This is a genomic window from Stenotrophomonas sp. YJH_SMC_25, assembly GCF_059369595.1.
Genome location: NZ_JCAFSV010000008.1, coordinates 177,224 through 199,365, shown reverse-complemented (window position 1 = coordinate 199,365; position 22,142 = coordinate 177,224). Strand labels below are relative to the sequence as shown.

General features: G+C 67.0%; 25 protein-coding genes and 1 tRNA gene. 8 read left to right on the top strand and 18 right to left on the bottom strand.

All coding sequences use genetic code 11. From position 1 onward, the window contains the following. Window positions 1–2 precede the first annotated feature (2 nt). From AC5P7E_RS13025 to AC5P7E_RS13015, 3 genes are read left to right on the top strand one after another with little or no spacing between them, the layout of a single operon-like run. The gene (locus AC5P7E_RS13025) at window positions 3–470 is read left to right on the top strand and encodes a phage tail protein (RefSeq protein ID WP_005408323.1); all 468 of its coding nucleotides are present in this window, start codon (window positions 3–5) and stop codon (window positions 468–470) included. Beyond that, window positions 454–669 carry a tail protein X gene (locus tag AC5P7E_RS13020; protein WP_005408322.1) on the top strand — a complete coding sequence of 72 codons (216 nt, stop codon included), beginning with the start codon at window positions 454–456 and terminating at the stop codon, window positions 667–669. The genes AC5P7E_RS13025 and AC5P7E_RS13020 overlap by 17 nt, the downstream gene beginning before the upstream one ends. Continuing rightward, window positions 660–1,733 carry a phage late control D family protein gene (locus AC5P7E_RS13015; RefSeq protein ID WP_051187995.1) on the top strand — a complete coding sequence of 358 codons (1,074 nt, stop codon included), beginning with the start codon at window positions 660–662 and terminating at the stop codon, window positions 1,731–1,733. The genes AC5P7E_RS13020 and AC5P7E_RS13015 overlap by 10 nt, the downstream gene beginning before the upstream one ends. A gap of 30 nt (window positions 1,734–1,763) precedes the next feature. Here the strand turns inward: AC5P7E_RS13015 and AC5P7E_RS13010 are convergent, their stop codons facing one another. The 15 genes from AC5P7E_RS13010 to AC5P7E_RS12940 form a co-directional block, all read right to left on the bottom strand. Continuing rightward, window positions 1,764–2,144 (bottom strand): tautomerase family protein, encoded by a 381-nt coding sequence (locus AC5P7E_RS13010; RefSeq protein WP_162792562.1) that lies wholly within the window; start codon window positions 2,142–2,144, stop codon window positions 1,764–1,766. 233 nt (window positions 2,145–2,377) lie between these two features. Then, window positions 2,378–2,452 (bottom strand) — tRNA-Val (locus tag AC5P7E_RS13005). A gap of 111 nt (window positions 2,453–2,563) precedes the next feature. Continuing rightward, window positions 2,564–2,917 carry a PilZ domain-containing protein gene (locus AC5P7E_RS13000; RefSeq protein ID WP_005412452.1) on the bottom strand — a complete coding sequence of 118 codons (354 nt, stop codon included), beginning with the start codon at window positions 2,915–2,917 and terminating at the stop codon, window positions 2,564–2,566. Then, complete coding sequence (locus AC5P7E_RS12995; RefSeq protein WP_012479293.1) at window positions 2,914–3,870, bottom strand: DNA polymerase III subunit delta'; 957 nt, start codon at window positions 3,868–3,870, stop codon at window positions 2,914–2,916. Before AC5P7E_RS12995 ends, AC5P7E_RS13000 begins: the two co-directional genes overlap by 4 nt. Beyond that, window positions 3,867–4,532: a dTMP kinase gene (tmk, locus tag AC5P7E_RS12990; protein ID WP_005412450.1), complete on the bottom strand. Its 666-nt coding sequence runs from the start codon at window positions 4,530–4,532 to the stop codon at window positions 3,867–3,869. Before tmk ends, AC5P7E_RS12995 begins: the two co-directional genes overlap by 4 nt. Next, entirely contained in the window at window positions 4,529–5,590 is a 1,062-nt protein-coding gene (gene mltG, locus AC5P7E_RS12985; protein WP_049403323.1) for an endolytic transglycosylase MltG, read from the bottom strand. Before mltG ends, tmk begins: the two co-directional genes overlap by 4 nt. A gap of 197 nt (window positions 5,591–5,787) precedes the next feature. Continuing rightward, window positions 5,788–7,152, bottom strand: a complete 1,365-nt coding sequence (locus tag AC5P7E_RS12980; protein ID WP_111193434.1) for an aminodeoxychorismate synthase component I — start codon at window positions 7,150–7,152, stop codon at window positions 5,788–5,790. A gap of 214 nt (window positions 7,153–7,366) precedes the next feature. Next, the gene (fabF, locus tag AC5P7E_RS12975; RefSeq protein ID WP_012479290.1) at window positions 7,367–8,629 is read right to left on the bottom strand and encodes a beta-ketoacyl-ACP synthase II; all 1,263 of its coding nucleotides are present in this window, start codon (window positions 8,627–8,629) and stop codon (window positions 7,367–7,369) included. Window positions 8,630–8,772: 143 nt separating this feature from the next. Then, window positions 8,773–9,012 carry an acyl carrier protein gene (gene acpP, locus AC5P7E_RS12970; protein ID WP_005408313.1) on the bottom strand — a complete coding sequence of 80 codons (240 nt, stop codon included), beginning with the start codon at window positions 9,010–9,012 and terminating at the stop codon, window positions 8,773–8,775. Window positions 9,013–9,164: 152 nt separating this feature from the next. Next, window positions 9,165–9,908 (bottom strand): 3-oxoacyl-ACP reductase FabG, encoded by a 744-nt coding sequence (fabG, locus tag AC5P7E_RS12965; RefSeq protein WP_005408312.1) that lies wholly within the window; start codon window positions 9,906–9,908, stop codon window positions 9,165–9,167. An 82-nt stretch (window positions 9,909–9,990) separates the two neighbouring features. Continuing rightward, a complete protein-coding gene (gene fabD / locus AC5P7E_RS12960) occupies window positions 9,991–10,935 on the bottom strand; it encodes an ACP S-malonyltransferase (RefSeq protein ID WP_059033318.1) in 945 nt (314 codons plus the stop codon). A gap of 160 nt (window positions 10,936–11,095) precedes the next feature. Next, window positions 11,096–11,878, bottom strand: a complete 783-nt coding sequence (locus tag AC5P7E_RS12955) for a BUD32 family EKC/KEOPS complex subunit (protein WP_005408310.1) — start codon at window positions 11,876–11,878, stop codon at window positions 11,096–11,098. Between the two features lie 78 nt (window positions 11,879–11,956). Then, a complete protein-coding gene (locus tag AC5P7E_RS12950; protein ID WP_005408309.1) occupies window positions 11,957–12,934 on the bottom strand; it encodes a beta-ketoacyl-ACP synthase III in 978 nt (325 codons plus the stop codon). Between the two features lie 91 nt (window positions 12,935–13,025). After that, entirely contained in the window at window positions 13,026–13,220 is a 195-nt protein-coding gene (rpmF, locus tag AC5P7E_RS12945) for a 50S ribosomal protein L32 (protein ID WP_005408308.1), read from the bottom strand. A gap of 107 nt (window positions 13,221–13,327) precedes the next feature. Continuing rightward, window positions 13,328–13,837, bottom strand: coding sequence for a YceD family protein (locus AC5P7E_RS12940; RefSeq protein WP_012479287.1), 510 nt, complete (start codon window positions 13,835–13,837; stop codon window positions 13,328–13,330). 113 nt (window positions 13,838–13,950) lie between these two features. On the opposite strand from AC5P7E_RS12940, the gene AC5P7E_RS12935 reads away from it, so the two are divergent. Beyond that, entirely contained in the window at window positions 13,951–14,520 is a 570-nt protein-coding gene (locus AC5P7E_RS12935) for a Maf family protein (RefSeq protein WP_012479286.1), read from the top strand. A 247-nt stretch (window positions 14,521–14,767) separates the two neighbouring features. On the opposite strand, the gene AC5P7E_RS12930 is transcribed toward AC5P7E_RS12935, so the two are convergent. Beyond that, complete coding sequence (locus AC5P7E_RS12930) at window positions 14,768–16,609, bottom strand: glycosyltransferase family 39 protein (protein WP_111193435.1); 1,842 nt, start codon at window positions 16,607–16,609, stop codon at window positions 14,768–14,770. A 42-nt stretch (window positions 16,610–16,651) separates the two neighbouring features. Here AC5P7E_RS12930 and AC5P7E_RS12925 point away from each other — a divergent pair, with 42 nt between their 5' ends. The 4 genes from AC5P7E_RS12925 to AC5P7E_RS12910 are packed head-to-tail and all read left to right on the top strand — an operon-like array spanning window position 16,652 to window position 21,018. Continuing rightward, window positions 16,652–17,605: an AAA family ATPase gene (locus tag AC5P7E_RS12925; RefSeq protein ID WP_005408304.1), complete on the top strand. Its 954-nt coding sequence runs from the start codon at window positions 16,652–16,654 to the stop codon at window positions 17,603–17,605. Between the two features lie 2 nt (window positions 17,606–17,607). Next, window positions 17,608–18,552: a DUF58 domain-containing protein gene (locus AC5P7E_RS12920; protein ID WP_043033683.1), complete on the top strand. Its 945-nt coding sequence runs from the start codon at window positions 17,608–17,610 to the stop codon at window positions 18,550–18,552. Next, on the top strand, window positions 18,545–20,494 hold the full coding sequence (locus AC5P7E_RS12915) for a transglutaminase TgpA family protein (protein ID WP_012479283.1): 1,950 nt from the start codon (window positions 18,545–18,547) through the stop codon (window positions 20,492–20,494). Before AC5P7E_RS12920 ends, AC5P7E_RS12915 begins: the two co-directional genes overlap by 8 nt. Beyond that, window positions 20,491–21,018 (top strand): Slp family lipoprotein, encoded by a 528-nt coding sequence (locus AC5P7E_RS12910; protein WP_005408301.1) that lies wholly within the window; start codon window positions 20,491–20,493, stop codon window positions 21,016–21,018. The genes AC5P7E_RS12915 and AC5P7E_RS12910 overlap by 4 nt, the downstream gene beginning before the upstream one ends. A 77-nt stretch (window positions 21,019–21,095) precedes the next feature. Here AC5P7E_RS12910 and AC5P7E_RS12905 read toward each other — a convergent pair whose 3' ends face one another. Both AC5P7E_RS12905 and recR read right to left on the bottom strand, forming a co-directional pair. Continuing rightward, on the bottom strand, window positions 21,096–21,455 hold the full coding sequence (locus AC5P7E_RS12905) for a histidine triad nucleotide-binding protein (RefSeq protein ID WP_005408300.1): 360 nt from the start codon (window positions 21,453–21,455) through the stop codon (window positions 21,096–21,098). Window positions 21,456–21,522: 67 nt separating this feature from the next. Next, window positions 21,523–22,122, bottom strand: a complete 600-nt coding sequence (recR, locus tag AC5P7E_RS12900) for a recombination mediator RecR (protein WP_005408299.1) — start codon at window positions 22,120–22,122, stop codon at window positions 21,523–21,525. Between the last annotated feature and the right edge of the window lie 20 nt (window positions 22,123–22,142).

Below are 22,142 nucleotides of genomic sequence, written 5' to 3'. Positions count from 1 at the left end.
GCATGAAACGCGAATTCGTAACCGGCACTGTGGACAAGCTGCTGTCGCAGTTCAAAGCCAATGACTCCGGCAACGCCCCGGTGCTGCTGATGCTGGGCGGCTTCAAGTTCAGCCTCAACACCGCGGTCTTCCGGGAGATCCAGCAATCCAACGAGTATCGCTGGCAGGCGCAGGACCGCATCGGCCAGATGGCGGCCCTGCAGTACACCGGCCCGGGCTCAGCCAGCATGACCCTGCCGGGCGTCATCTACTACCAGTTCCGCGGCGCCGGCAATGAGCTCTCACAGCTGCGCAAGCTGGCCGCGCAGGGCACACCTCATCGACTGCTGACCGGCAAAGGCGGCAACCTGGGCCTGTGGGTCATCGAGAAGATCGATGCCACCGCCAGCGAGTTCACCGCCGACAGCGCGATCCTGAAACAGGAATTCACCCTTTCACTGCGGAAGCACAGCAATGGCACGAACGTATAGCACCCGCGACGGCGACGTCGTAGACCGTATCGCGTACGCGCATTATGGCGAGCAGTCACCGGCCATCCTGCGTGCGGTGTTCGATGCCAACCCGGGCCTGGCCGCACGCGGCCCGGTACTGCCTGCCGGCGTAGCGATCACCCTGCCGGAGGTGCAGCGCCCGGCCAGCGAGCGCAAGGGAGTCGCCCTGTGGGATTGAACATCACACCGGCCTTCCGCGTGGTGGCCAACAGCCAGGACATCACCGACAAGATCATGGCGCGCTTCAAGTCGCTGCGCATCACCGACGAGACCGGCAACACGTCCGACACGCTGGAACTGCAGCTGGCCGACCACGATCCGTCCGACCCGATCCAGCTGCCACCGGTTGGCGCGGAACTGGAGGCCTTCATCGGCTATGACGGCGAAGTGCGGCGCGTAGGCCTGTACATCTGCGACGAGGTGGAGATCTCCGGCTTTCCCGGCAGCATGACGCTGCGCGCCCGGGCGGCACCGTTCGAGACCAGCAAGGGGGGCAAGAGCGACCTGCAGACGCAGAAGACACGCACCTGGAAGAAGGGCACCACGATCGGCGACATGGTGCGACGCATGGCCGGCGAGCATGGGCTGAACGCAGCGGTGAGCGCATCGCTGGCGTCCATCGTGCTGCCGCTGACGGTGCAGTCGCAGGAGTCGGACATGAACCTGCTGCTGCGCCTGGCCAAACAGCACGATGCCATCGCCAAGCCCGGAGGCGGGCGCCTGGTGTTCGTGAAGCGGGGCGAATCCACCAGCGCCAGCGGCGAGCGCATTCCCGATGTCACCCTCACCCCGGCCGATGGCAGCGACTACCGGGTAACCCTTGCCGCACGCGAAGATGCCGGTACCACCATTGCGTACTACCGCGACGTGCGCAGTGCCAAGCGCCAGGAAGTGAAGGTCGGCAGCGGTGAACCGATCATGCGCCTGCGCATGGCCTATGCCGACCGGGAGAGCGCAGAAGCGGCGGCGCGCGCCAAGCATCGCGAACAGGCACGGCAGACGCGGACGCTCAGCTACACCCTGCCCGGCCGCGAAACACTGATGGCCGAAGCCACCGTGGTGATGCAGGGGTTCCGCGAGGGCGTGGATGGCCAGTGGTTGGTCAAGCGTGCCGAGCACAGCATCGGCAGCGAGGGCTATGTCACCCGCATCGAATGCGAACAACCCAACAGCGCCGACGCAGTGAAAGCGGCCAGCAATGCCCCGGCCAGCGAAGGCGAACAGGTCGGCAGCGAGGTGTAGATTCACGGCATGCGTGGTGCTTTCCGCGCATCAACTCACGTACTGCGCCACGCCATTACCGAAGGACCAGTTCTCCTTCTTTACTTCAACAAGATTGATGAACACATCCTCGCGGCGGATGCCCACCGCCGCGTGCAGTCCATCGGCGATGCCGGCGTACAACGCCTTCTTCTGCTCCAGCGTACGCCCTTCGTTCCAGGTGATCTGGATGCAGATGAAATCGTCAGTGCGGTCCACGCCCAGGTAGCTGGGGTCGTAGATCAGCGTGCCGGCGTCGTGCTGCTGGAAGATCTGGAAGCGGTCGTTCTCCGGCACGCCCACCGCGCGCATGGCCTGGTAGATGGCTTCGCCGACACGTTGCAGGTAGTCGGCGGATTTACCTTTGCGAAGATCGATGCGGGCGAGCGGCATGGTGGCACTCCAGGGAATGGGGGCACGGCACTGCCTCGAGAGTACGCCGGCCGTGAACCACGGAACAGCGCATGGATGGAATCCTATGCCCGCATCGGTGAAGTGCGTCCCCCGAGCGCTTCGCGCGGTTGAGGGAGCCGGTGAGTCGCGCTGCCAACGATGCCGGAAAGCCGCGCTGATGGTCAGGCAACAAAAAAGCCCCCATTTCTGGAGGCTTCTTTCGTTCTGCAACATGGTGGGCGGTACAGGGATCGAACCTGTGACCCTTGCCGTGTGAAGGCAATGCTCTACCGCTGAGCTAACCGCCCGGTGTGTTGCTGAGCCGCTCATTATAGGGGCTTTTCAGAGGCCGTCAACACTTTTTCACATTGGTGTTCACGGGCGTTTCGAGGCATGCAGCCGCATGGCCCGGCGCTACCTCACATCGTGTGGGTCGGCTTGTCCGAACCGGTCAGGCCGGCCAGCAGGGTCTCGATCTTGTGGCGTACGCCCTCGCCTTCTGCACCGTCGGCCAGCTGCACGCCGATGCCGGCGGTACGGTTGCCCTGCGCGCCGGCCGGGGTCACCCAGATCACCTTGCCGGCCACCGGCAGGCGCTCGCTGGAATCGGGCAGCGTCAGCAGCAGGAACACCTCGTCACCGAGGAAGTAACGCTTGGGCGTGGGCACGAAGATGCCGCCGTTCTTCACGAACGGCATGTACGCGCTGTACAGCGCGGCTTTGTCCTTCACGGCCAGGGACAGGATGCCCTGGCGGGCGTTGCTGGCACTCATCGATTTCCCCTTGCGGCAGGCCGCTCGTTCACCTTGTTCCAGGCCAGCAGCAACTCGACCACCGCAAGGTCTGCACGCACCGTGGTGCGCAGCAGGTCGCGGGTGCGGTTGGCCGCATCGAACCAGGCTGCAAGCTTGTGCAATCGCTCCGGCGTGGTCAAGGCATCGGTGCTGGCCTGGGCCAGCGCCAGGTCGGCGGCAAAGCGCAGGCGCAGCGCCGCGTTGTCGTCACCACACCACTTCTGCGCCAGCTCCACCGCGCCGGTCTTGCCGGCGGCCAGCTGTTCCAGATCTCGACCGACTTCGCGGCGCAGGCTCAGGCCGTCTTCGCGCAGCCAGTTGTCGGCCTGGCCGGGATGGCCGCGGGCGGCCTCCAGCGCTTCGCGCGCCGATGCTTCGCTGTGGCCCTGCTGCTGCAGCCAGGCCAGCGCTTCGTGCTGCGGCGGCAGCTTGAATTCCAGGCGCTGGCAACGGCTGCGGATGGTCTGCGGCAGGCGCGCCGGGTCGCTGCTGATCAGCCACAGGTAGCGGCCGGGCTGCGGCTCTTCCAGCGTCTTCAGCAGCGCGTTGGCCGCCGAGCGGTTGATCGCATCGGCCGGGTCCACGATCACCACCTGCGCCACGCCGTACTGCGGGGTCAGCGCCAGCTTGTCGGTGATCTCGCGCACCTGCTCGATGACGATCTCGGTGCGCAGCTTGTCGCCGCTCTTGTTTGGAATGAAGCTGACCAGCTGCAGGTCCGGATGGGTACCGGCGGTGATCAGCTGGCGCGTGCGCGTGGCATGCGCGGCATCACCGCGCGCCAGCACGTGGTCGGCCAATGCCAGCGCCACCTCACGCTTGCCCAGCCCGGCCGGCCCGCAGATCAGCAGGCCATGGCCGAGGCGACCGGCATCGAGCGCGGCCACGGTCTGGTCGAACGCGCGCTGCTGCCAGGGCGAAAACGTGCTCATGCGCCCTCCCCGTCCTGCAGCCAGCGCTCGACACGCGCGACCACATCGGCGGCCACGCGCGCCTGCTCCTGGCCCGCATCAATCAACGCAAAGCGCTGCGGATCCTGCTGCGCACGGCTGCGGAACACTTCGCGCACGCGCTGGAAGAAATCATCCTGTTCGCTCTCGATGCGGTCCGGCCACAGGTCACGGCCATTGGCGCGTGCCCGGCCGACGGCCACGTCCACGTCCAGCAGCAGGGTCAGGCCCGGCAGCAGGCCCACCGCGCGGCGCTCCAGATCGGCAATCCACTGCGGATCGAGGCCACGGCCACCGCCCTGGTAGGCATAGCTGGAATCGGTGAAACGATCGCTCAGCACATAGGCACCGCGCTGCAGCGCCGGCTGGATCACCTGGCGCACATGCTGCGCACGTGCAGCGAACACCAGCAGCAGCTCGGCTTCGGCGCTGAGCGGTTCGGCGGCGATCTCGGCATCGGGCTTCAGCACCAGGCCGCGGATGCGCTCGGCCAGCGGCGTACCGCCCGGCTCGCGGGTCAGTACCACCTCATGACCGTGGCTGCGCAGGCAGTCACGGATGGCATTGATGGCGGTGGTCTTGCCCGCGCCCTCGCCGCCTTCCAGGCTGACGAAACGCGGGTGGCGAAGCAGCGCGGGACTCATTGCGCCGGGGTCTCCTGGGTACGTTGCTGGCGCAGCTGCTGCAGGTAGCGGGCGACTGCGGCGTTGTGCTGGTCCAGGCTGGGCGAGAACACGTGCGCGCCGCTGCCATCGCCCACGGCGACGAAGTACAGCGCGTCGCCCGCTGCGGGTTGCGCGGCGGCCATCAGCGCGTCGCGGCTGGGCATCGCGATCGGGGTCGGGGTCAGGCCGGCACGGGTGTAGGTGTTGTACGGCGTATCGGTGGTCAGGTCGCGACGGCGGATGTTGCCGTCATACGCGGCACCGAGGCCGTAGATCACGGTCGGGTCGGTCTGCAGGCGCATGCCGATCTTCAGGCGGCGCATGAACACGCCGGCAATCTGCGGGCGTTCGCTGGCCAGCGCGGTTTCCTTCTCGATGATCGAGGCCATCGTCAACAGCTCGTAGGGCGTGTTGATCGGCAGGTCCGGTGCACGGCTTTCCCAGGCCTCATCCAGCGCCTTTTCCATTGCGGCATGGGCGCGCTTGAGCACGTCCAGATCGCTGTCGCCACGCTGGTAGACATAGGTCTCCGGCAGGAAGCGGCCTTCCGGATGCTGGCCACCGAAGCCGAGGCGCTGCATCAGCGCGGCATCATCAAGATTGTCGGTGGTGTGCAGCAGCGGCTCGGCGCGCTTGAGCGCAGCACGCAGCTGGCGGATGTTCCAGCCCTCGACGATCGTGACGCGGTGCTGCAGCACCTTGCCCGCGCGCATGCGCAGCAACAGCTCGCGCGGGGTCAGGTCGGCGCTGAGCGCGTACTCGCCCACTTTCAGTTTGCCGGCGGCGTCGAGCTGGCGCGCCAGCAGCTGCCATTGGGTGTCCTGGCCCTCGTCCACGCCGGCATCGCGCAGCTTGCGCAGCACGCTGTTCATGCCATCGCCGCTGGCGATGACCACGCTCTCGGCAGTCGGGGTGATCGGGGCATCGGCGAAACGCGTCTGCTGGTAGAAGAACCACGCGCCCACGCCGGCCACGACGGCGCCCAGCACCACCACCAGCGTTACCACGAACAGACACCCGCGCTTGGCTCCCGCCATGGACTACCTCTGAACTCGATTCCGTCGTGCAGGATACCGTGCTGGTGGATTGGGGTCATGACCGGGGCCACGCAGCCGTGCCGACCAACGGTCGGCACCCACCGGAACAACGGCACCCGCCGGTACCGGTAGTGCCGGCCGCTGGCCGACAATCGCGTGGATCGTGGATGAATGAGGTTGCCGGCCAGCGGCCGGCACTACCCCTGCTGGCCCAGTGCGCGCAGCAGGCCGCGGGCCTTGGCGCGGGTCTCGTCCAGCTCCTTGTCCGGGTCCGAATCGACCACGATGCCGGCGCCGGTGCGGAAGCTCACCTCGTGGCCATCCACTTCGGCGGTACGGATCAGGATGTTCAGGTCCAGGTCGCCATCGCGGTTCAGCCAGCCGAACGCGCCGGTGTAGGCACCACGCGGCACCTGCTCCAGCTCGCTGATGATCTGCATGCAGCGCACCTTCGGGCAGCCGGTGATGGTGCCACCCGGGAACGTGGCGGCGATCACCTCGCCGGGCGTGACCTCCGGGCGCAGGTGGCCGCTGACGTTGCTGACGATGTGGTGCACGTGCGCGTAGCTCTCCACGGTCATCAGCTCATCGACCACCACGGTGCCCGGCAGGCAGATGCGGCCCAGGTCGTTGCGCTCCAGGTCGATCAGCATCACGTGCTCGGCGCGCTCCTTGGGGTGACCGACCAGTTCCTGGATGCGCGCGGCATCGTCGTCGCCTTCGAAGCGTGGACGGGTACCGGCAATCGGACGGGTCTGCGCATGGCCGGCGTGCACCGACACCAGCCGCTCCGGCGAGGAACTGACCACATGGCGGCCGTGCGCGCTGAACAGGCCGGCAAACGGCGCCGGGTTGGCACGACGCAGCTGTGCGTACAGCGCCTGCGGGCTGACCGGCGCAGCGAACTGCGCGTTCCAGCGCCGCGACAGGTTCACCTGGAACACGTCGCCGGCGCGCAGATACTCGATCACCCGGCGCACGCCATCGGTGAAACGCTGCGGCGCGTCCTCGTCGACCGCCTGCGGTGGCTGCCAGCCCTGCCCGGCTTCGGGCAGCGCGGCCGAGGCCAGTGCCACCAGCGCATCCAGCAACGCCTGCTCGCCGGCTTCGGCGATGACGAAGCTGGCATCGTTGTGATGGTCATGCAGCACCGCGGCCGGGCAGCGCAGCGCCAGCGCGGTCGGGCGACCATCCCCGCGAGCACGCGCCAGCAGCACTGGTTCGATCTGGCTGGCCACTTCGTAATCGAGCATCAACGCCCAACCGCCGCGGAACGGCAGGCTGTGGCTGCCGTCATGCGGCAGGCGCTCAAGCTGCCAGGCGCGATCCAGTGCCTGCAGGAACGTGCCGGGCTGCACCACGTCGTGCTGGTCGCGCACCTGGCCGTCGGCATCCAGCCGCAGGCCATCGCCCTGCGCGACCAGCAGCAGGCTCCAGCGGCCCTGGGCGGTGCCCGAGGCGGTGGATTCCATCAGCAGCGGGAAGCGCGCCGGGTCGTGCTGCTGCAGGGCCAGCAGATCGATCGGGTGCGGCAGCGGGTGGATCAGCGGTGCGTGGGTCATGGCAGCCAGTTCGGGAATTCAGATGCACGGAAGCCGCCTTGCGGCGGCTCCGTGGTGCACGGCGTTGATCCGTTTGTCGGATTGCCGATGGGTAGAGTCGACTGTCAGTCGACTGCTTTCCCATCAACGATCACCGCGGCGGATCGAAAGGCAGTCAACTAACAGTCGACTCTACCAATGCGACGTCGAGCGTGGCGCGGCGTCGCAACACCGGTCAGACGCGCTTGAAGATCAGCGTGCCGTTGGTGCCGCCGAAGCCGAAGCCATTGGACATCACCACGTCCACCTTGGCCTGGCGTGCTTCGTTCGGCACGTAGTCCAGGTCGCAGCCTTCGCCCGGCTGTTCCAGGTTGATGGTCGGCGGAATGACGTTGTCCTGCAGCGCCATCACCGAGAAGATCGCTTCCACGCCGCCGGCAGCGCCCAGCAGGTGGCCGGTCATCGACTTGGTGGAGCTGACCATCATCTTGTAGGCGTGGTCGCCGAAGGCGGTCTTCATCGCCATGGTCTCGCCCAGGTCGCCCAGCGGCGTGGAGGTGCCGTGCGCGTTGAGGTAACCCACCTGCTCCGGGGTCACGCCGGCGTCCTTCATGGCCATGACCATGCAGCGCGCGGCGCCTTCGCCGTTCTCGCTCGGCGCGGTCATGTGGTACGCGTCGGAGCTTGCGCCGAAGCCGGCCAGTTCGCAGTAGATCTTCGCGCCACGTGCCTTGGCGTGCTCGTACTCTTCCAGGATCAGGATGCCGGCGCCGTCGCCCAGCACGAAGCCGTCACGGTCCTTGTCCCACGGGCGCGAGGCCTGTTCCGGGGCATCGTTGCGGGTACTCATGGCCTTCATCGCGCAGAAGCCGCCCAGCGCGGTCGGCGACGAGCCACGCTCGGCACCGCCGACCACCATCACGTCGGCATCGCCATACTGGATCATGCGCATCGCGGTACCGATCGAGTGGTTCGAGGTCGCGCACGCCGAGACCGCCGAGAACGACGGACCCTTCAGGCCGGTGATGATGCTCAGCTGGCCCGGGAGCATGTTGATGATGGTCTTGGGTACGTAGAAGGGCGAGATCTTCTTGCCCTCGTGGAACTCGATGGTCTGCTCTTCGATGCCGAGCAGGCCGCCGATGCCGGCGCCGACGATGGCGCCGATGCGCTCGGCATTGGCGTCGGTGATCTCCAGGCCCGAATCATGCAGGGCCATGAACGAGGCACCGAGGCCGTAATGGATGAACGGGTCCATCTTCTTGGCATCCTTGCCGCTGACCCGGAACTTGCCGAACAGTTCATTGTCGGCGGTAATGTCGAATCCCTTGACCTCACCTGCAATCTTGGTGGTGAACCGATCCACGTAGGCATCAGCAACGTTGGTCAGCGGACCGATGCCCGAACGACCGTGGGTGATGCCTTCCCAGCTGCTGGCCAGATCATTGCCCAACGGCGAGACGATACCCAGGCCGGTTACGACGACGCGACGCTTCATTGCTGTTTCTCCTGACCCGGATGATTTCTACGGGTAACTCGGTTTGCTTCGATGTGATGCCCAAACACACGGGGCCGCAACAGCGGCCCCATGGGGTGCGGTGCGCGGCAAGGAAATACCTGCACGCGCACTGCCGTCTGACATCAGGCCTTGACGTGGGCCTTGACGTAGTCGATGGCGGCCTGCACGGTGCTGATCTTCTCGGCTTCTTCGTCCGGGATCTCGCACTCGAATTCTTCTTCCAGGGCCATCACCAGCTCGACGGTGTCCAGCGAGTCAGCGCCCAGGTCATCGACGAACGATGCGCTGTTGGTGACTTCTTCTTCCTTGACGCCAAGCTGTTCGACGACGATTTTCTTGACGCGTTCTTCGATGGTGCTCATGGGATCTCGCTCCAGATGGAGTTGTGGTTCAAAAGTGGTCGCCATCAAAGGCGATGGCCGTGGGATAGTGTAGTGGAAACCGGCGCGGCCTTGCATCGCAGCAAAAACCTCAGCAGATCAACCACTTGCGGCGCAATCCCTGCGCCCCTTGCTTACGGCATGTACATGCCACCGTTCACATGGAGGGTTTCGCCGGTGATGTAACCGGCAGCCGGGCTGGCCAGGAAGGCCACCGCATGGGCGATGTCCTCCGGCGAACCCAGGCGTTCGAGGGCGATGTCGTTGATCAGCGCGGTGCGCGCTTCTTCCGGCAACGCCTTGGTCATGTCGGTGTCGATGAAGCCGGGAGCAACCACATTGACGGTGACACCGCGCGAACCGATTTCCTTGGCCAGCGACTTGCTGAAGCCGATGATGCCGGCCTTGGCGGCCGCGTAGTTGGCCTGGCCGGCATTGCCGGTCACGCCCACCACCGATGCGATGTTGATGATGCGGCCCTTGCGTGCCTTCATCATGCCGCGCATCACCGCCTTGCTGGTGCGGAACACGCTGGTCAGGTTGGTGTCGATGATCGACGCCCAATCCTCGTCCTTCATGCGCATCAGCAGGTTGTCGCGGGTGATGCCGGCATTGTTGACCAGGATCGAGATCGGGCCGAACTCCTTGGCGATGCCGTCCAGCACGCTGTCCAGCGCGGCAGCGTCGGTCACGTTCAGTGCACGGCCGTGGCCGCCGTGGGCGGCCAGGCGCTCACCAATCGCGGCAGCGCCGGATTCGGTGGTGGCGGTGCCGATGACGGTGGCGCCCTGGGCGGCCAGCAGATCGGCGATGGCGGCACCAATGCCACGGCTGGCGCCGGTGACCAGTGCGATTTCACCCTGCAGGGGCTTGCTCATGATGTTTTCCTCAGGCTGGGGCGGCCGCCGTACCCGTACCGCGTGCAGCGGCCACCGGTACGGTCGGCAGGAACAGGGGGAGTCAGGCCGACCATGCCTCGCGGGCGGCTTCGAAGTCGCCCGGGGTGGCCAGTGAACGGCCGTCGATGGCCTTGTCGATGCGCTTGACCAGGCCGGTCAGCACCTTGCCCGGGCCGCACTCGGCGATCCGGGTGATGCCACGGCCGGCCAGCGCCTGCACGCATCCGGTCCACTGCACCGGCTGGTACAGCTGCTGGACCAGCGCGGTACGGATCGCGTCGATACCGTCATGCACCTGGGCATCCACGTTCTGCACCACCGGCAGCTGCGGCGCCTGCCAGGACAGGCCGGCCATCACTTCGGCGAGGCGGTTGGCGGCTTCGCGCATCAGCGGGGTGTGCGAGGGCACGCTCACGGCCAGCTTGACGGCCTTGCGCACGCCCTTCTCGGCCAGCAGCGCCAGCGCGCGGTCAACCGCATCTGCGTCGCCGCCGATCACGATCTGGCCCGGCGAATTGAAGTTGGCCGGCACCACCACCTGGCTGCCCGCGGCTTCGGCGCAGACGTCCAGCACCAGCTGGTCTTCAGCACCGAGCACGGCGGCCATGGCGCCGACACCGGCCGGTGCGGCTTCCTGCATCAGCTGGCCGCGCAGGCGCACCAGGTGCGCACCGTCATGCAGGCTCAGCGCGCCAGCGGCGACCAGGGCGGTGTACTCGCCCAGGCTGTGGCCGGCCAGCACCGACGGGCGCGGACCGCCCACGGCGTTCCAGGCACGCCACACGCCGATGCTCGCGGCCAGCAGGGCCGGCTGGGTGTATTCGGTACGGTTGAGCATTTCCTCCGGGCCACCCTGGGACAGCGCCCACAGGTCGACGCCGGCACCATCGGATGCTTCGGTGAAGGCTTCACGCACCTGCGGGTGCAGTTCGGCCAGCTCGGCCACCATGCCCACAGACTGCGAGCCCTGGCCGGGGAAGACAAAAGCGAGGGTGGATACGGTCACGCGGTCATCCGCTTGTTGCAATCGAAGCGGGCCATGATAAGGGCGAATCCGCTGTGTCGTCTGTACGTGCGCGTATGCAGGCGTATGGAGCGCGGCCGGGCAAGCGCAACGGGGTCAGATCCCTTTTCCGCAGGAAAAGGGATCTGACCCCTGTCAGCCATCAGCAGAACAGCTGCAGCACGTCCAGGTCGCCGTCGGCGAGGAAGTCCACGCACAGGCCCACCAGCATCAGTACGCCCGCCGTGCTGGCGCCATGGGCGATGAAGATCGAATGCGCCAGCGCGCGCGCTGAACGGCCCAGCTTCATGCAGACCCGGGCCAGGCTGCGCAGGCGGCCGCTGACCGCGTGCACGTGTTCGCGCACCGGCGCCTGGGCCTCGCCCATCGCCTCGGCCATCATCGCCTGCAGCTGCTCGGGGCGGTCGGCGTAGTACTTGGCCACGCCGTAACCGAACATCAGCCAGTCGCGGGCCTGCGCTTCGGACAGATCCATCACTTCCAGCGGATCTTCCTCGAAGTCGATGAAGCCCACCTTCTGCCCATCCCAGGTGAGGTTGCGCGGCAGCGGCTGGCCGAAATAGGCGCCGCGCGCATGCGCTTCGGCGATGGCCTGCATGGCCGCCATCACCAGCCGGTCGCGGCCGGCCTCGTCGGCCTGGCGCAGGCAGGTATTGAACGAGCTGCCGTTGTCACCGATCACCAGCGCGGCGTGGCCGCTGCCCAGCACGTCGGGCACGTTCACGCCCTGCGCCTGCAGTTCTCCCAGGCGACGGGCTTCGGTTTCTCGCGCGGCATCACCACCACGGTGCGGCGGTGGCCGCAGGGCGTCCAGATGGAAACGGCGGGCAACGAAATTGAGCAGGCCCAGGGCCACTGCGCGGCTTCCCTTGCCGTACTGCTTCAGCCAGGCGCGCTGCCCTTCGATGACGATGGGCTCAACCATGACGTGTACTCCTTTAAACGCGTTACGGCCCCAGAGGGGCCGTAACGACAAAACTTCACATTGTCGTAACTTGCACTATCAATAGCGCAGCAGGGCCGAACCCCACGTGAAGCCGCCGCCGAAGGCTTCCAGCAGCAGCAGCTGGCCGCGCTCGACGCGGCCCGAACGCACCGCGGCGTCCAGCGCCAGCGGCACCGAGCCGGACGAGGTGTTGCCGTGCTTGTCGACAGTCACCACCACCTGGTCCATCGACATGTCCAGGCGCTTGGCGGTGGCTTCGATGATGCGCAGGTTGGCCTGGTGCGGAATCAGCCAATCCAGGTCGGACTTGTCCAGGCCATTGGCAGCCAGGGTCTCGTCCACGACCGAGTCCAGCGCCTTGACGGCGTACTTGAACACGTCGTTGCCCTTCATGTTGATGGTGCCACCACCGTTGGCGCCGTCCTTGAAGCCGGTCGAGACGCCCACCGGGTTCCACAGCAGCTCCTTCTTGCTGCCGTCGGCATGCAGGTGGGTACTGAGGATGCCGGTTTCCTCGTCGGCCTTGAGCACGACGGCGCCGGCGCCATCGCCGAACAGCACGCAGGTGGTGCGATCGTTCCAGTCGACCATGCGGGTCAGCGTTTCGGTGCCGATCACCAGCACGTGCCTGCAGTCGCCGGAACGGATGAACTTGTCGGCCACGCCCAGCGCGAACACGAAGCCCGAGCAGGCGGCGTTGACGTCAAAGGCAGGGCACCCCGCAACACCGAGCTTGGCCTGGATCAGGCACGCGGTGGAGGGGAAAATGAGGTCGGGCGTGGTCGTACCGACCACGATCATGTCGAGCTGCGAAGCGTCGATACCGGCCGCTTCAAGTGCGCGCAACGCGGCCTGGTAGCCGAGGTCGCTGGTGGTTTCGCCTTCGGCCGCGATGTGCCGTTCACGAATTCCGGTGCGCGACTGGATCCACTCATCCGAGGTTTCGACCATTTTTTCCAGGTCGGCGTTGGTCAGGACTTTTTCCGGCAAATAGCTACCGGTGCCCGCGATCCTCGAATAGATCCGCTTGCTCATCATGTTTCCTGTTGCGCGGGCCGCCGATCACCGGCACGCCCGGGAAAGAAGGCAAAGGCCGCTGCCCGGGGGCAGCGGCCTTCCCGGCACATCAATCTTCTTCGACGGCCGAGGTCTTGGTCTGGATGACCTTCTTGCCGCGGTAGAAACCGTCGGCAGTGATGTGGTGACGCAGGTGCACTTCGCCGGTGGTCGGGTCGGTCGACAGCTGCTTGGCGCTCAGGGCGTCATGCGAACGGCGCTGGCCGCGGCGGGACGGGGTAACACGGGATTTCTGCACAGCCATGGGATTGCTCCAAACTCGGTTCGTTTTGCTTCGTCGTATCGTCGCGCAGGACGCCAGCGCCCAGCACACTTTCGCTTTCGCCGCAGCCGCCGACGACAATCCGGCTGCTATTGTTTCTTCAATGCCGCCAATGCCGCGAACGGATTGGCCTTCTTTGTTTCTTCTTCGCTCGGCGCCCAGTCCTTGTCGACTGCTTCACCGTCGGGCGACAGTGGAACCACCGGCACCGCCAGCACCAACTCGTCTTCGACCAGGTCCAGCGGACGCAGCTGGCCGTCTTCCGGCACCAGCAACGCCTCGTACTCCTCCGGCAGGGACGATTCCTCGTCCTCGTCGCGGATCAGGCCAAGCCTCTGGGTCACCTTCACCGGCAACAGGAATCGCTGCATGCTGCGCTGACAGGTCAGCGGCAACGCGGTGTCGATGGTCAGTTCCACATAGGATACCCGCAGGACTTCGTCGCGACCGAATTCAAGCGAGTAGGAACACTCGCCGTCGGTATCTGCGACCAGCCCCTGCAGGCGGGTCAATTCAGCCAGGGAGACCTGGCCGTCGAAGCGCCTTCGCGCTACGACCATCCGCCAAGCATCCAGCGATTCGGGCACGTTCGCGGACATAAGCCGCTGAATACTAAGGATCGGGGGGGCTGCTGTCAAATGCCCGCCATACAGCACTTGCTGCTGGCGCTGCGCACAGGCCAGACTGCCGCACCCTGCCCCGGTATTCTCGCATGTCACTGGTCCTGGCCTCCACCTCCCGCTACCGCCGCGAGTTGCTGCAGCGGCTGGGCCTGCCCTTCGACTGCGCGCGCCCGGAGGTGGATGAAACCCCGTTGAACGGTGAGACGCCGCTGGCCCTTGCAACGCGCCTTGCCACGGCCAAGGCAACCGAAGTCGCCGCCCGCCACCCCGGCGCCTGGGTGATCGGCTCGGACCAGGTGGCGGACCTGAACGGGCGGCCGCTGGGTAAACCGGGCACGGCCGGGGCGGCCTGCGCGCAGCTGGCGGCGATGTCCGGGCAGACAGTACGCTTCCATACCGCCATCAGTCTCACGCGAGACGGAGAATCATTCAGTGCCGTGGATCTGACCGAGGTCCGTTTCCGCGCGCTGGGCCAGGAGGAGATCGCACGCTACGTGGCCACCGAACAGCCCCTGGACTGTGCCGGCAGCTTCAAGTGCGAGGGTCTGGGCATCAGCCTGTTCGAAGCGATCGACAACCGCGACCCGACCGCGCTGATCGGCCTGCCGCTGATCGCGCTGTGCGGGTTGCTGCGCCAGGCAGGGTTCGCGGTGCCCTGAAGGCGACACACTGACTGCCGGCACCGATCGCGGAAACAGGCCGGACATGGGCCGGGTAGGACCTGAGCCGGGTAACGTCGACTGTCAGTCGACCATCGCGCCCAGCGCGGGGTTTTGCCGGCGGCTGGAAGAGCAGTCGACTAACAGTCGACTCTACCAGCGTGGAGCCCCCGACCAACCTGGAGCACCCGACCAACCTGGAGCACGCAACCAACCTGGCGCGCGACCACCTGGACCGCGCTCCGCCTCAGCGCCCGCGAACCTCGAACGGCTGCTCCTGCCATTCCTCTACGCTGCCATCGCGACCGTGCAGGCGCAGGCCCAGCCAATGTCGTCCCGGCGCCAGCGTGCTCGTGTCCAATGAAGCATCGAAGCCCACCGCCGGATGCCGCGGATCGGTGCTGTCCGGCCAGGTCTGGCGCACGTCGAATGCGCGGCCATAGCGCGCATCCCCCATCGAGCGGCCATCGACCAGCACCTCAACCCGTGCCAGGCCGACACCATCCTTGAACGCCCATCCCTTGATCGCCAGCGTGCCAGACACCTTTTCGCCGTTGGAAGGAGTATCCAGCCACGCCATTGCCGGAGTCACGCACGCCCCGGGCGCGCGCTGCGCCGGCAGCCGGAACAGCAGGAAACGCTGGAAGCCATGGTCACTGCTGACCACCCGCGGCGCCGGCAACGGCCCCACCTGTCCGCAGATGGCGTGATAGCGCGCCAGCAGATCGCGGTAACGCTGGTCGCTGGGTGAAAGCACCAGCAGCATCGGCGTCGAGCGCTTGCCCTCATGCAGCAGTTCCCACTGCGCCAGCTGCGCGGTGCGCCCATGCTTGTCGTTGAGCGGATGCGGCAGCACTTCGATATCGCCATTGCCGAGCTGGAAGCCCAGCTCGGCGCCAACCTTGAAGTTCCCCGCCAGCACCCGCGTGCCCGCCGGCATCTGCTGCAACTCTTCGCGCACCGCCATCGCCAACGGCTGCCAGCCAGCGAAATTGCGCGGGTGGTACTTGCTGCCTGCCAGCTGCTCACGCAACGCAGGCGTGGAGGCCATCAGGTAATAGCCGAACGCCAGCACCATGCCTGCGCCCGCCAGCCACCAGCCGGTGCGCCGCAGCCAGCGTGGCCAGCCGTTGAGCACCACCGGCACCGCCACCAGCAGGGCCAGGTAGCCCGGCAGCGGCCAATGGAAACTGATCCGCTCGACGTCGGTGAAGAAGCCCAGCAGGAAGATGCCCAGCGTGGATACGCCCCCGACCAGGCCGAAGTAGCGCCACTGCACGCGCGTGCCGCCGCCCCTGCGGGTACCGGCCAGCGCCACCTTCCACATCGCCATGCACAGGATCGGGGTGACCAGCATGGGCTGGATCACCAGGAACCACAGCCCGTTCCATTCGAACGTCCAGGGATGGCGCTCGACCACCTGGAACTTCAGGCCGGCGTCGTGGTTGTCCGCGTTCCATGCCAGCAACGGCAGCCACGCCAGCACGCCCACCGCCAGCGCGACCCATACGCGCGGATCGGCCAGCATGCGCCGCCCCTGCGGCAGCGCCAGCAACGCGATGAAGCCAACGCCGATGACACCGATGAAACGGTAGTGACTGAGCGCACCGATCGACAGGCCCAGCGCAAGCTTCATCGCCGACGATGCATCAACGTTGTGCAGCAGCCGCGCACCGGCGTGCAGGCAGATCACCGCGGCCAGTGCCATGGGCACATCCGGCACCGCCAGCAGGCCCAGCGTCGCCGACAACGGCATCAACAGCGTGAGGCTGCCCGCTTGCCAACCGGCCACATTGCCGAACCAGCGCGTGGCCGTGCGCACCACCAGCAACGGCAGCAGCGCGCCGATGGCCAGGAACGGCAGGCGCAACGCGAGCACATGGTGGCCACCGATCTCCACACCCAGGCGCGCCAACCACGCGGTCAGTCCGGGAAGGTCCGAATACGCAGCGGCCAGATGCTGGCCTTCCTGCCAATAGAACGCCTCGTCAACAAACAGTGGTAGCCGCGCAGCCACTACCAGCTTGGCCGCTGTGACCAGCGTCCATAACCAGAGAAATATTGTCCGCGCGCGCTGTTCGCCCTGCATTGCTCTATGGATAATCGAATGGATTCCAGACCTGAGACGATCATGCCAGCCTCGTCCCCCAATCCCAGCATGCTAACCGATCAACTGCGCCAGGCCCTGCGGGAGGCACAGGATCAGGTAAACGCACTGGTGCTGGGCAAGGTGCCGGAAGTCAGGCTGGCTTTCGTCGCCCTGCTTTCCGGTGGCCATCTGCTGATCGAGGATCTGCCCGGCCTGGGCAAGACCACGCTGGCGCATGCGTTGGCCAGCAGCCTGGGCCTCAGTTTCCAGCGCGTGCAGTTCACCTCCGACCTGCTGCCCGCCGATGTACTGGGCGTTTCGGTATACGAGGCCGGCAGCCGCCAGTTCCAGTTCCACCCGGGGCCGGTGTTCACCCACGTGCTGCTGGCCGATGAGATCAACCGTGCGCCGCCGCGCACGCAGAGCGCGCTGCTGGAGGCGATGGCCGAACAGCAGGTCACCCTGGATGGGCAGACCCATCCCCTGCCCGATCCGTTCTTCGTGATCGCCACGCAGAACCCGGTGGACCTGTCCGGTACCTTCCCGCTGCCGGATTCGCAGCTGGATCGTTTCCTGCTGCGCCTGGCGATGGGCTACCCCAGTGCGCAGGCCGAACGCGAACTGCTGCGTGGTACAGACCGCCGCGACCTGATCGCACGTGCCGTACCGAAGCTGGATGACACCCAGGTACGCGCGCTGCGTGAAGCCGTCAGCCAGGTCCATGCCAGCGATGCACTGGTCGACTACGTGCAGGCCCTGCTGACCCGCAGCCGCCAGCACGCCGGCGTGCGCGTGGGCCTGTCACCGCGTGCCGGCCTTGCGCTGCTGCGCGCGGCCAGGGCGCATGCACTTCTGCTGGGCCGCGGCCACGTGGTGCCCGAGGACGTGCAGACCCTGTTCGTGGCGGTGGCCGGTCATCGCCTCGTGGCCGAAGCCGAGTCCAGCTCGGGGCCGGCACTGGCACGGGCCATCCTGCAGACCGTTGCGGTGGATTGAGGGTGGCCACGCGCTGGGCACGACTGCAACTGCTGGCACGCCCGCGCAGGCCTGAAGCACTGCCGCAGCGCCTGGACCGCCATCGCATCTACGTGCTGCCCACCCGTTTCGGCCTGTTCGTCGCCGCGCTGCTGGCGGCAATGCTGCTGGGCGCACTGAACTACAACAACAACCCGGCGTTGCTGCTGGCCCTGCTGCTGGCGGCAGCGGCGATCGCCAGCGCCATCGCCGCGCACCTGCAGCTGTCCGGCGTACAGATCGACGCGATCTCCGCCGAGCCGGTTCCTGCCGGGCAACCACTGCGCCTGCGCGTGGACCTGTCACTGCGTGATCCGCGCGCACGCCACGGCCTGCACCTGCAGCTGGGTGACAGCGAAGCCTGGACCTCGCTGCCTGCACACGGCCGCGGTGAAGTGGAGCTGCACGTTCCCAGCGAACGCCGCGGCTGGCTGGAGCTCCCGCGCATCCGCCTCTCCACCACCCAGCCACTGGGCCTGGTGCGGGCATGGTCGTGGGTGTGGCCGGAACAACCGCTGCTGGTCTATCCGCAACCCGAGGCGCTGGCCCCTGCACTGCCGGAAAGCGGCAACGATCCGCTGCACACGCGCGCCCATGCCAGTGGCGAGGAACTGCATCAGCTACGGCCCTATCGTGCGGGCGATGCGCCACGCAGCATTTCGTGGAAGCACTCGGCACGCCGCGACAGCCTGCTGGTGCGCGAGTACGAAAAGCCGGTTGGCATCGAAGTCATCCTCGATTGGCGCACGCTGTCCCCGCTGGGCCATGAAGCACGCATCGCGCGTTTGGCGCGATGGGTCGACATGGCCGAGCGCGAAGGCCGCCGCTACACCCTGCTGCTGCCTGCACACCCGCCGTTCGGGCCAGGCCAGGGCGCCAGCCACCACCACCTGTGCCTGCGTGCACTGGCATTGATGCCGCATGACTGAGACCACGCCCGCGCTCGACCGCAATGCCCGCAACTGGACCCTGGCCAGCGCGGCGTTGGCGCTGTTGCCGTTGCTGCTGCAGTTGCCGCCCCTGCTGGCGGGCGTGATCGCGGCCGCAGCGCTCGTGACTGCGGTCCTGTCGTGGCGGAAGGTGCTGCCCATGCCGGTGCGCCTGCTGCTGGTGCTGGCCATGCTCGGTGCCATCGCCTGGCAGATGGGGATGGTCCGACCTGGGCGCGATACCGGTTGCGCCCTGCTGGCAGCGATGCTGGCGATCAAGTCCAGCGAACTGCGCAGCCGGCGCGATGCCCGCAGCCTGCTCGGGTTCGCGCTGTTTTCCCCGTTTGCGGCGTTCCTGCTCGACCAAGGACCACTGACCACGGTGTTGGCCGCACTGGCGGGGATCAGCGCGCTGCTCGCCCTGCAACGGCTGGCCGGGGATGAAGGCCACGCCGCGCCGCTGCCCTTGCGAGGGCAGCTGCGCGGCGTTGGCCGCCTGCTGGCGATCGGCCTGCCGCTGGCATTGGCCTGCTTCTGGCTGTTCCCGCGCCTGGCCACGCCACTGTGGGGTGTTCCCGAGCGCGCCGTGGGTACGCCGGGGTTGTCCGACAGCATGGAGCCCGGCCAGTGGCTGGACCTGATGGCCGACGATGCCCCGGCGCTGCGCGTGCAGTTCTTCGGCGCGGTACCCGAGCCGATGCAACGCTACTGGCGAGGACCGGTACTGACCGCCTTCGATGGCCGGCGCTGGACACGTGACCGCGCCAGCGAGCGACGGCCGGCGGCCGTGGTCGAGGCCGGCACGCAGGGCTGGGACTACCAGATCGACTACGAACCCACCGACCGCCGCCAGCTGGTGGCACTGGACCTGCCCAGCCGCGCGCCTGCAGGCAGCACGCTGGATGCGGACATGAGCCTGAGCAGCGAGCGGTCACTGGCGTCGCTGAGCCGCTGGCGGTTGCATTCGGCGCCACCACAACGCTTCGACAGCACGCTGTCACCCTATCTGCGACGGGCCGCGCTGCAGTTGCCCAGTGGCTTCAACCCGCGCACCGCCACGTTGGCGCAGCAATGGCGGCAGCAGGCTGGCAGCGATGACGAGGCCATCGTGCGCCGCGCGCTGCAGTGGATCACCACCGACTTCTCGTACACGCTGGACACCCCTGCGGCAGGGCGCGACCCGATCGACGAGTTCCTGTTCGGCTACAAGGCCGGCTTCTGTGAACACTTCAGCTCGGCCTTCGTGGTGTTGATGCGCAATGCCGGCGTCCCGGCACGGGTGGTGACCGGCTTTGCCGGTGGCACCTACAACCGCCTTGGCGACTACTGGATCGTGCGGCGGATGGACGCCCATGCCTGGGCCGAGGTATGGCTGCCGCAGCGCGGCTGGGTACGGGTTGACCCGACCGCAGCCGTGGCACCGGAACGCATCCTGGACACACTGGACGACCGCCTGCAGGCCGGTACGGACACGCCACTGCAGCAACGCTGGCAGCAGCTGGGGCAGATGGGCGACTGGCTGCGCCGCGGCTGGAACGACCTGGTGCTCTCGTTCGATGCACGCCGCCAGCAGCAACTGCTCACGCCGTTCGGGCTGGATGATCTGGGCCCCACGCAACTTGTCGCTGGCTTCGTGGTGGCAACGATGCTGGCCTTGGCGTGGATGGCCTGGCTGCTGGCCCGTGGCGAGCGCGAACGCGACCCGCTGCTGCGCGCCTGGCACCGGCTCGGACGGCGCTACGCCCGCCTCGGCCTGGCCCGTGAACCGCACGAAACCGCACAGGACTGGGCCCAGCGGGTGCACCGGCAGCGCCCTGACCCGGCCCTGCTCGCACTCAGCCAGCGTTTCGCCGACGCGCGCTACGCTGGAACTTGCACCGACCTCGCTTCATTATTGCGGGACCTGCGCAGGCATCGCCCGACTTCCGGAGCCTCCCCATGAACACCAAGTTCCTTCTCACCGCTGTGGCCACGCTGGCCCTGTCGGCCTGCGCCACGGCCCCCAAGCCGCTGCAGGGACAGTTCAGCCTGGTCTCCCCGCGCGACTCGGTCGCTACCCAGCAGGTCGGCACGCCGGTCCGTTGGGGCGGTCGCATCATCGAAACCAAGCCCGGCCAGGGCGAGACCTGCTTCCAGATCATCTCGCGCCCGCTCAATGGCAGTGGCCGCCCGAACACCACCTCGTCCGACGCCAGCGACGGTCGTTTCATCGCCTGCCGTGCCGGCTTCTACGACCCGGCCGTGTTCGAAGCCGGTCGTGACGTGACCTTCATCGGCAAGATCGACGGCTACCAGAACACCCGCATCGGCGAGTACGACTACCGCCTGCCCAAGCTGTCGGCCGATGTGATCTACCTGTGGCCGGAACAGCGCCAGGTCGACGTGGTGCCCTACCCCTATGGCCCGTGGGGCCCGGGCCCGTATGGTCCGTACTGGGGCGGCTATGGTCGCTGGGGCTGGTGGTGATCGTCACCGCACAGGCATGACGGAAAAGGCCGCCCTCGGGCGGCCTTTTTCATCCGCGCATGGCGTGGACAGGGGCTTCAACGCCCAGGCGCACCGAAATGCCCCAGCGGCGCACCGGCCAGCAGGTGCATGTGGATATGGAACACGGTCTGCCCGGCATGCTCGCGGCAGTTCATCACGATGCGGTAGCCGTCCTGTGCGAAGCCCTCGCGGCGCGCGTACTCGGCGGCAGCCAGCGCCAGCTTGCCGATCAGGTGCGCCTGCGACGGCTGCAGGTCATCCAGGGTCGGAATGATCTCGTTCTTCGGAATGAACAGCACGTGCACCGGTGCCTGCGGTGCGATGTCCTTGAAGCCCAGCACCTCGTCATCCTCGTAGACGATGGTGGCCGGGATCTCGCGACGGATGATCTTGCTGAAGAGGGTTTCGTTGCTCATGGTCGGCCTCGGCGGGGATGTCATCCGCATTGTAGGCCGGCCGCGCCGGGGGATGCCCGGCCGGCATTCAATCGCGGAATTCGCTGCGCGTTCCGAACGCGTGCGAGAGCGTGCCGCGATCGACGTATTCGAGTTCACCGCCAAGTGGCAGGCCCTGCGCCAAACGGCTCGGCTGCACCTTGCGTGCGCGCGCCAGCTGCGCCAGGTAGTGCGCGGTGGCCTCGCCCTCGACAGTGGCGCTGGTGGCGATGATCAGCTCCTGCACCTCGCCTTCGGCCAACCGTCGCTCCAATTGCTCCAGGCCCAGCTCGCGCGGGCCGATGCCATCGAGCGGCGACAGCCGCCCCTGCAGCACGAAGTAGACACCGCGGAAGCCGGTGGCGTTCTCGATGGCCAGGCGGTCGGCCGGCGATTCGACCACGCACAGCTGGCTGCGCTCGCGGCTGCCGTTGGCACAGGTCGGGCACAGCTCAGTTTCGCTGAAATCGCGGCACTGCACGCAGTGGCCGATTCGCTCCACCGCCAATGCCAGTGTCTCGGCCAGACGCTGGCCACCTTCGCGCTCGCGCTCGAGCAGGTGATAGGCCATGCGCTGTGCAGTCTTCTGGCCGACGCCAGGCAGCACCCGCAATGCGTCGATCAATTGTTCAAGCAGGGGTGCGGACACGGCGGCATGCTTTCATGGCG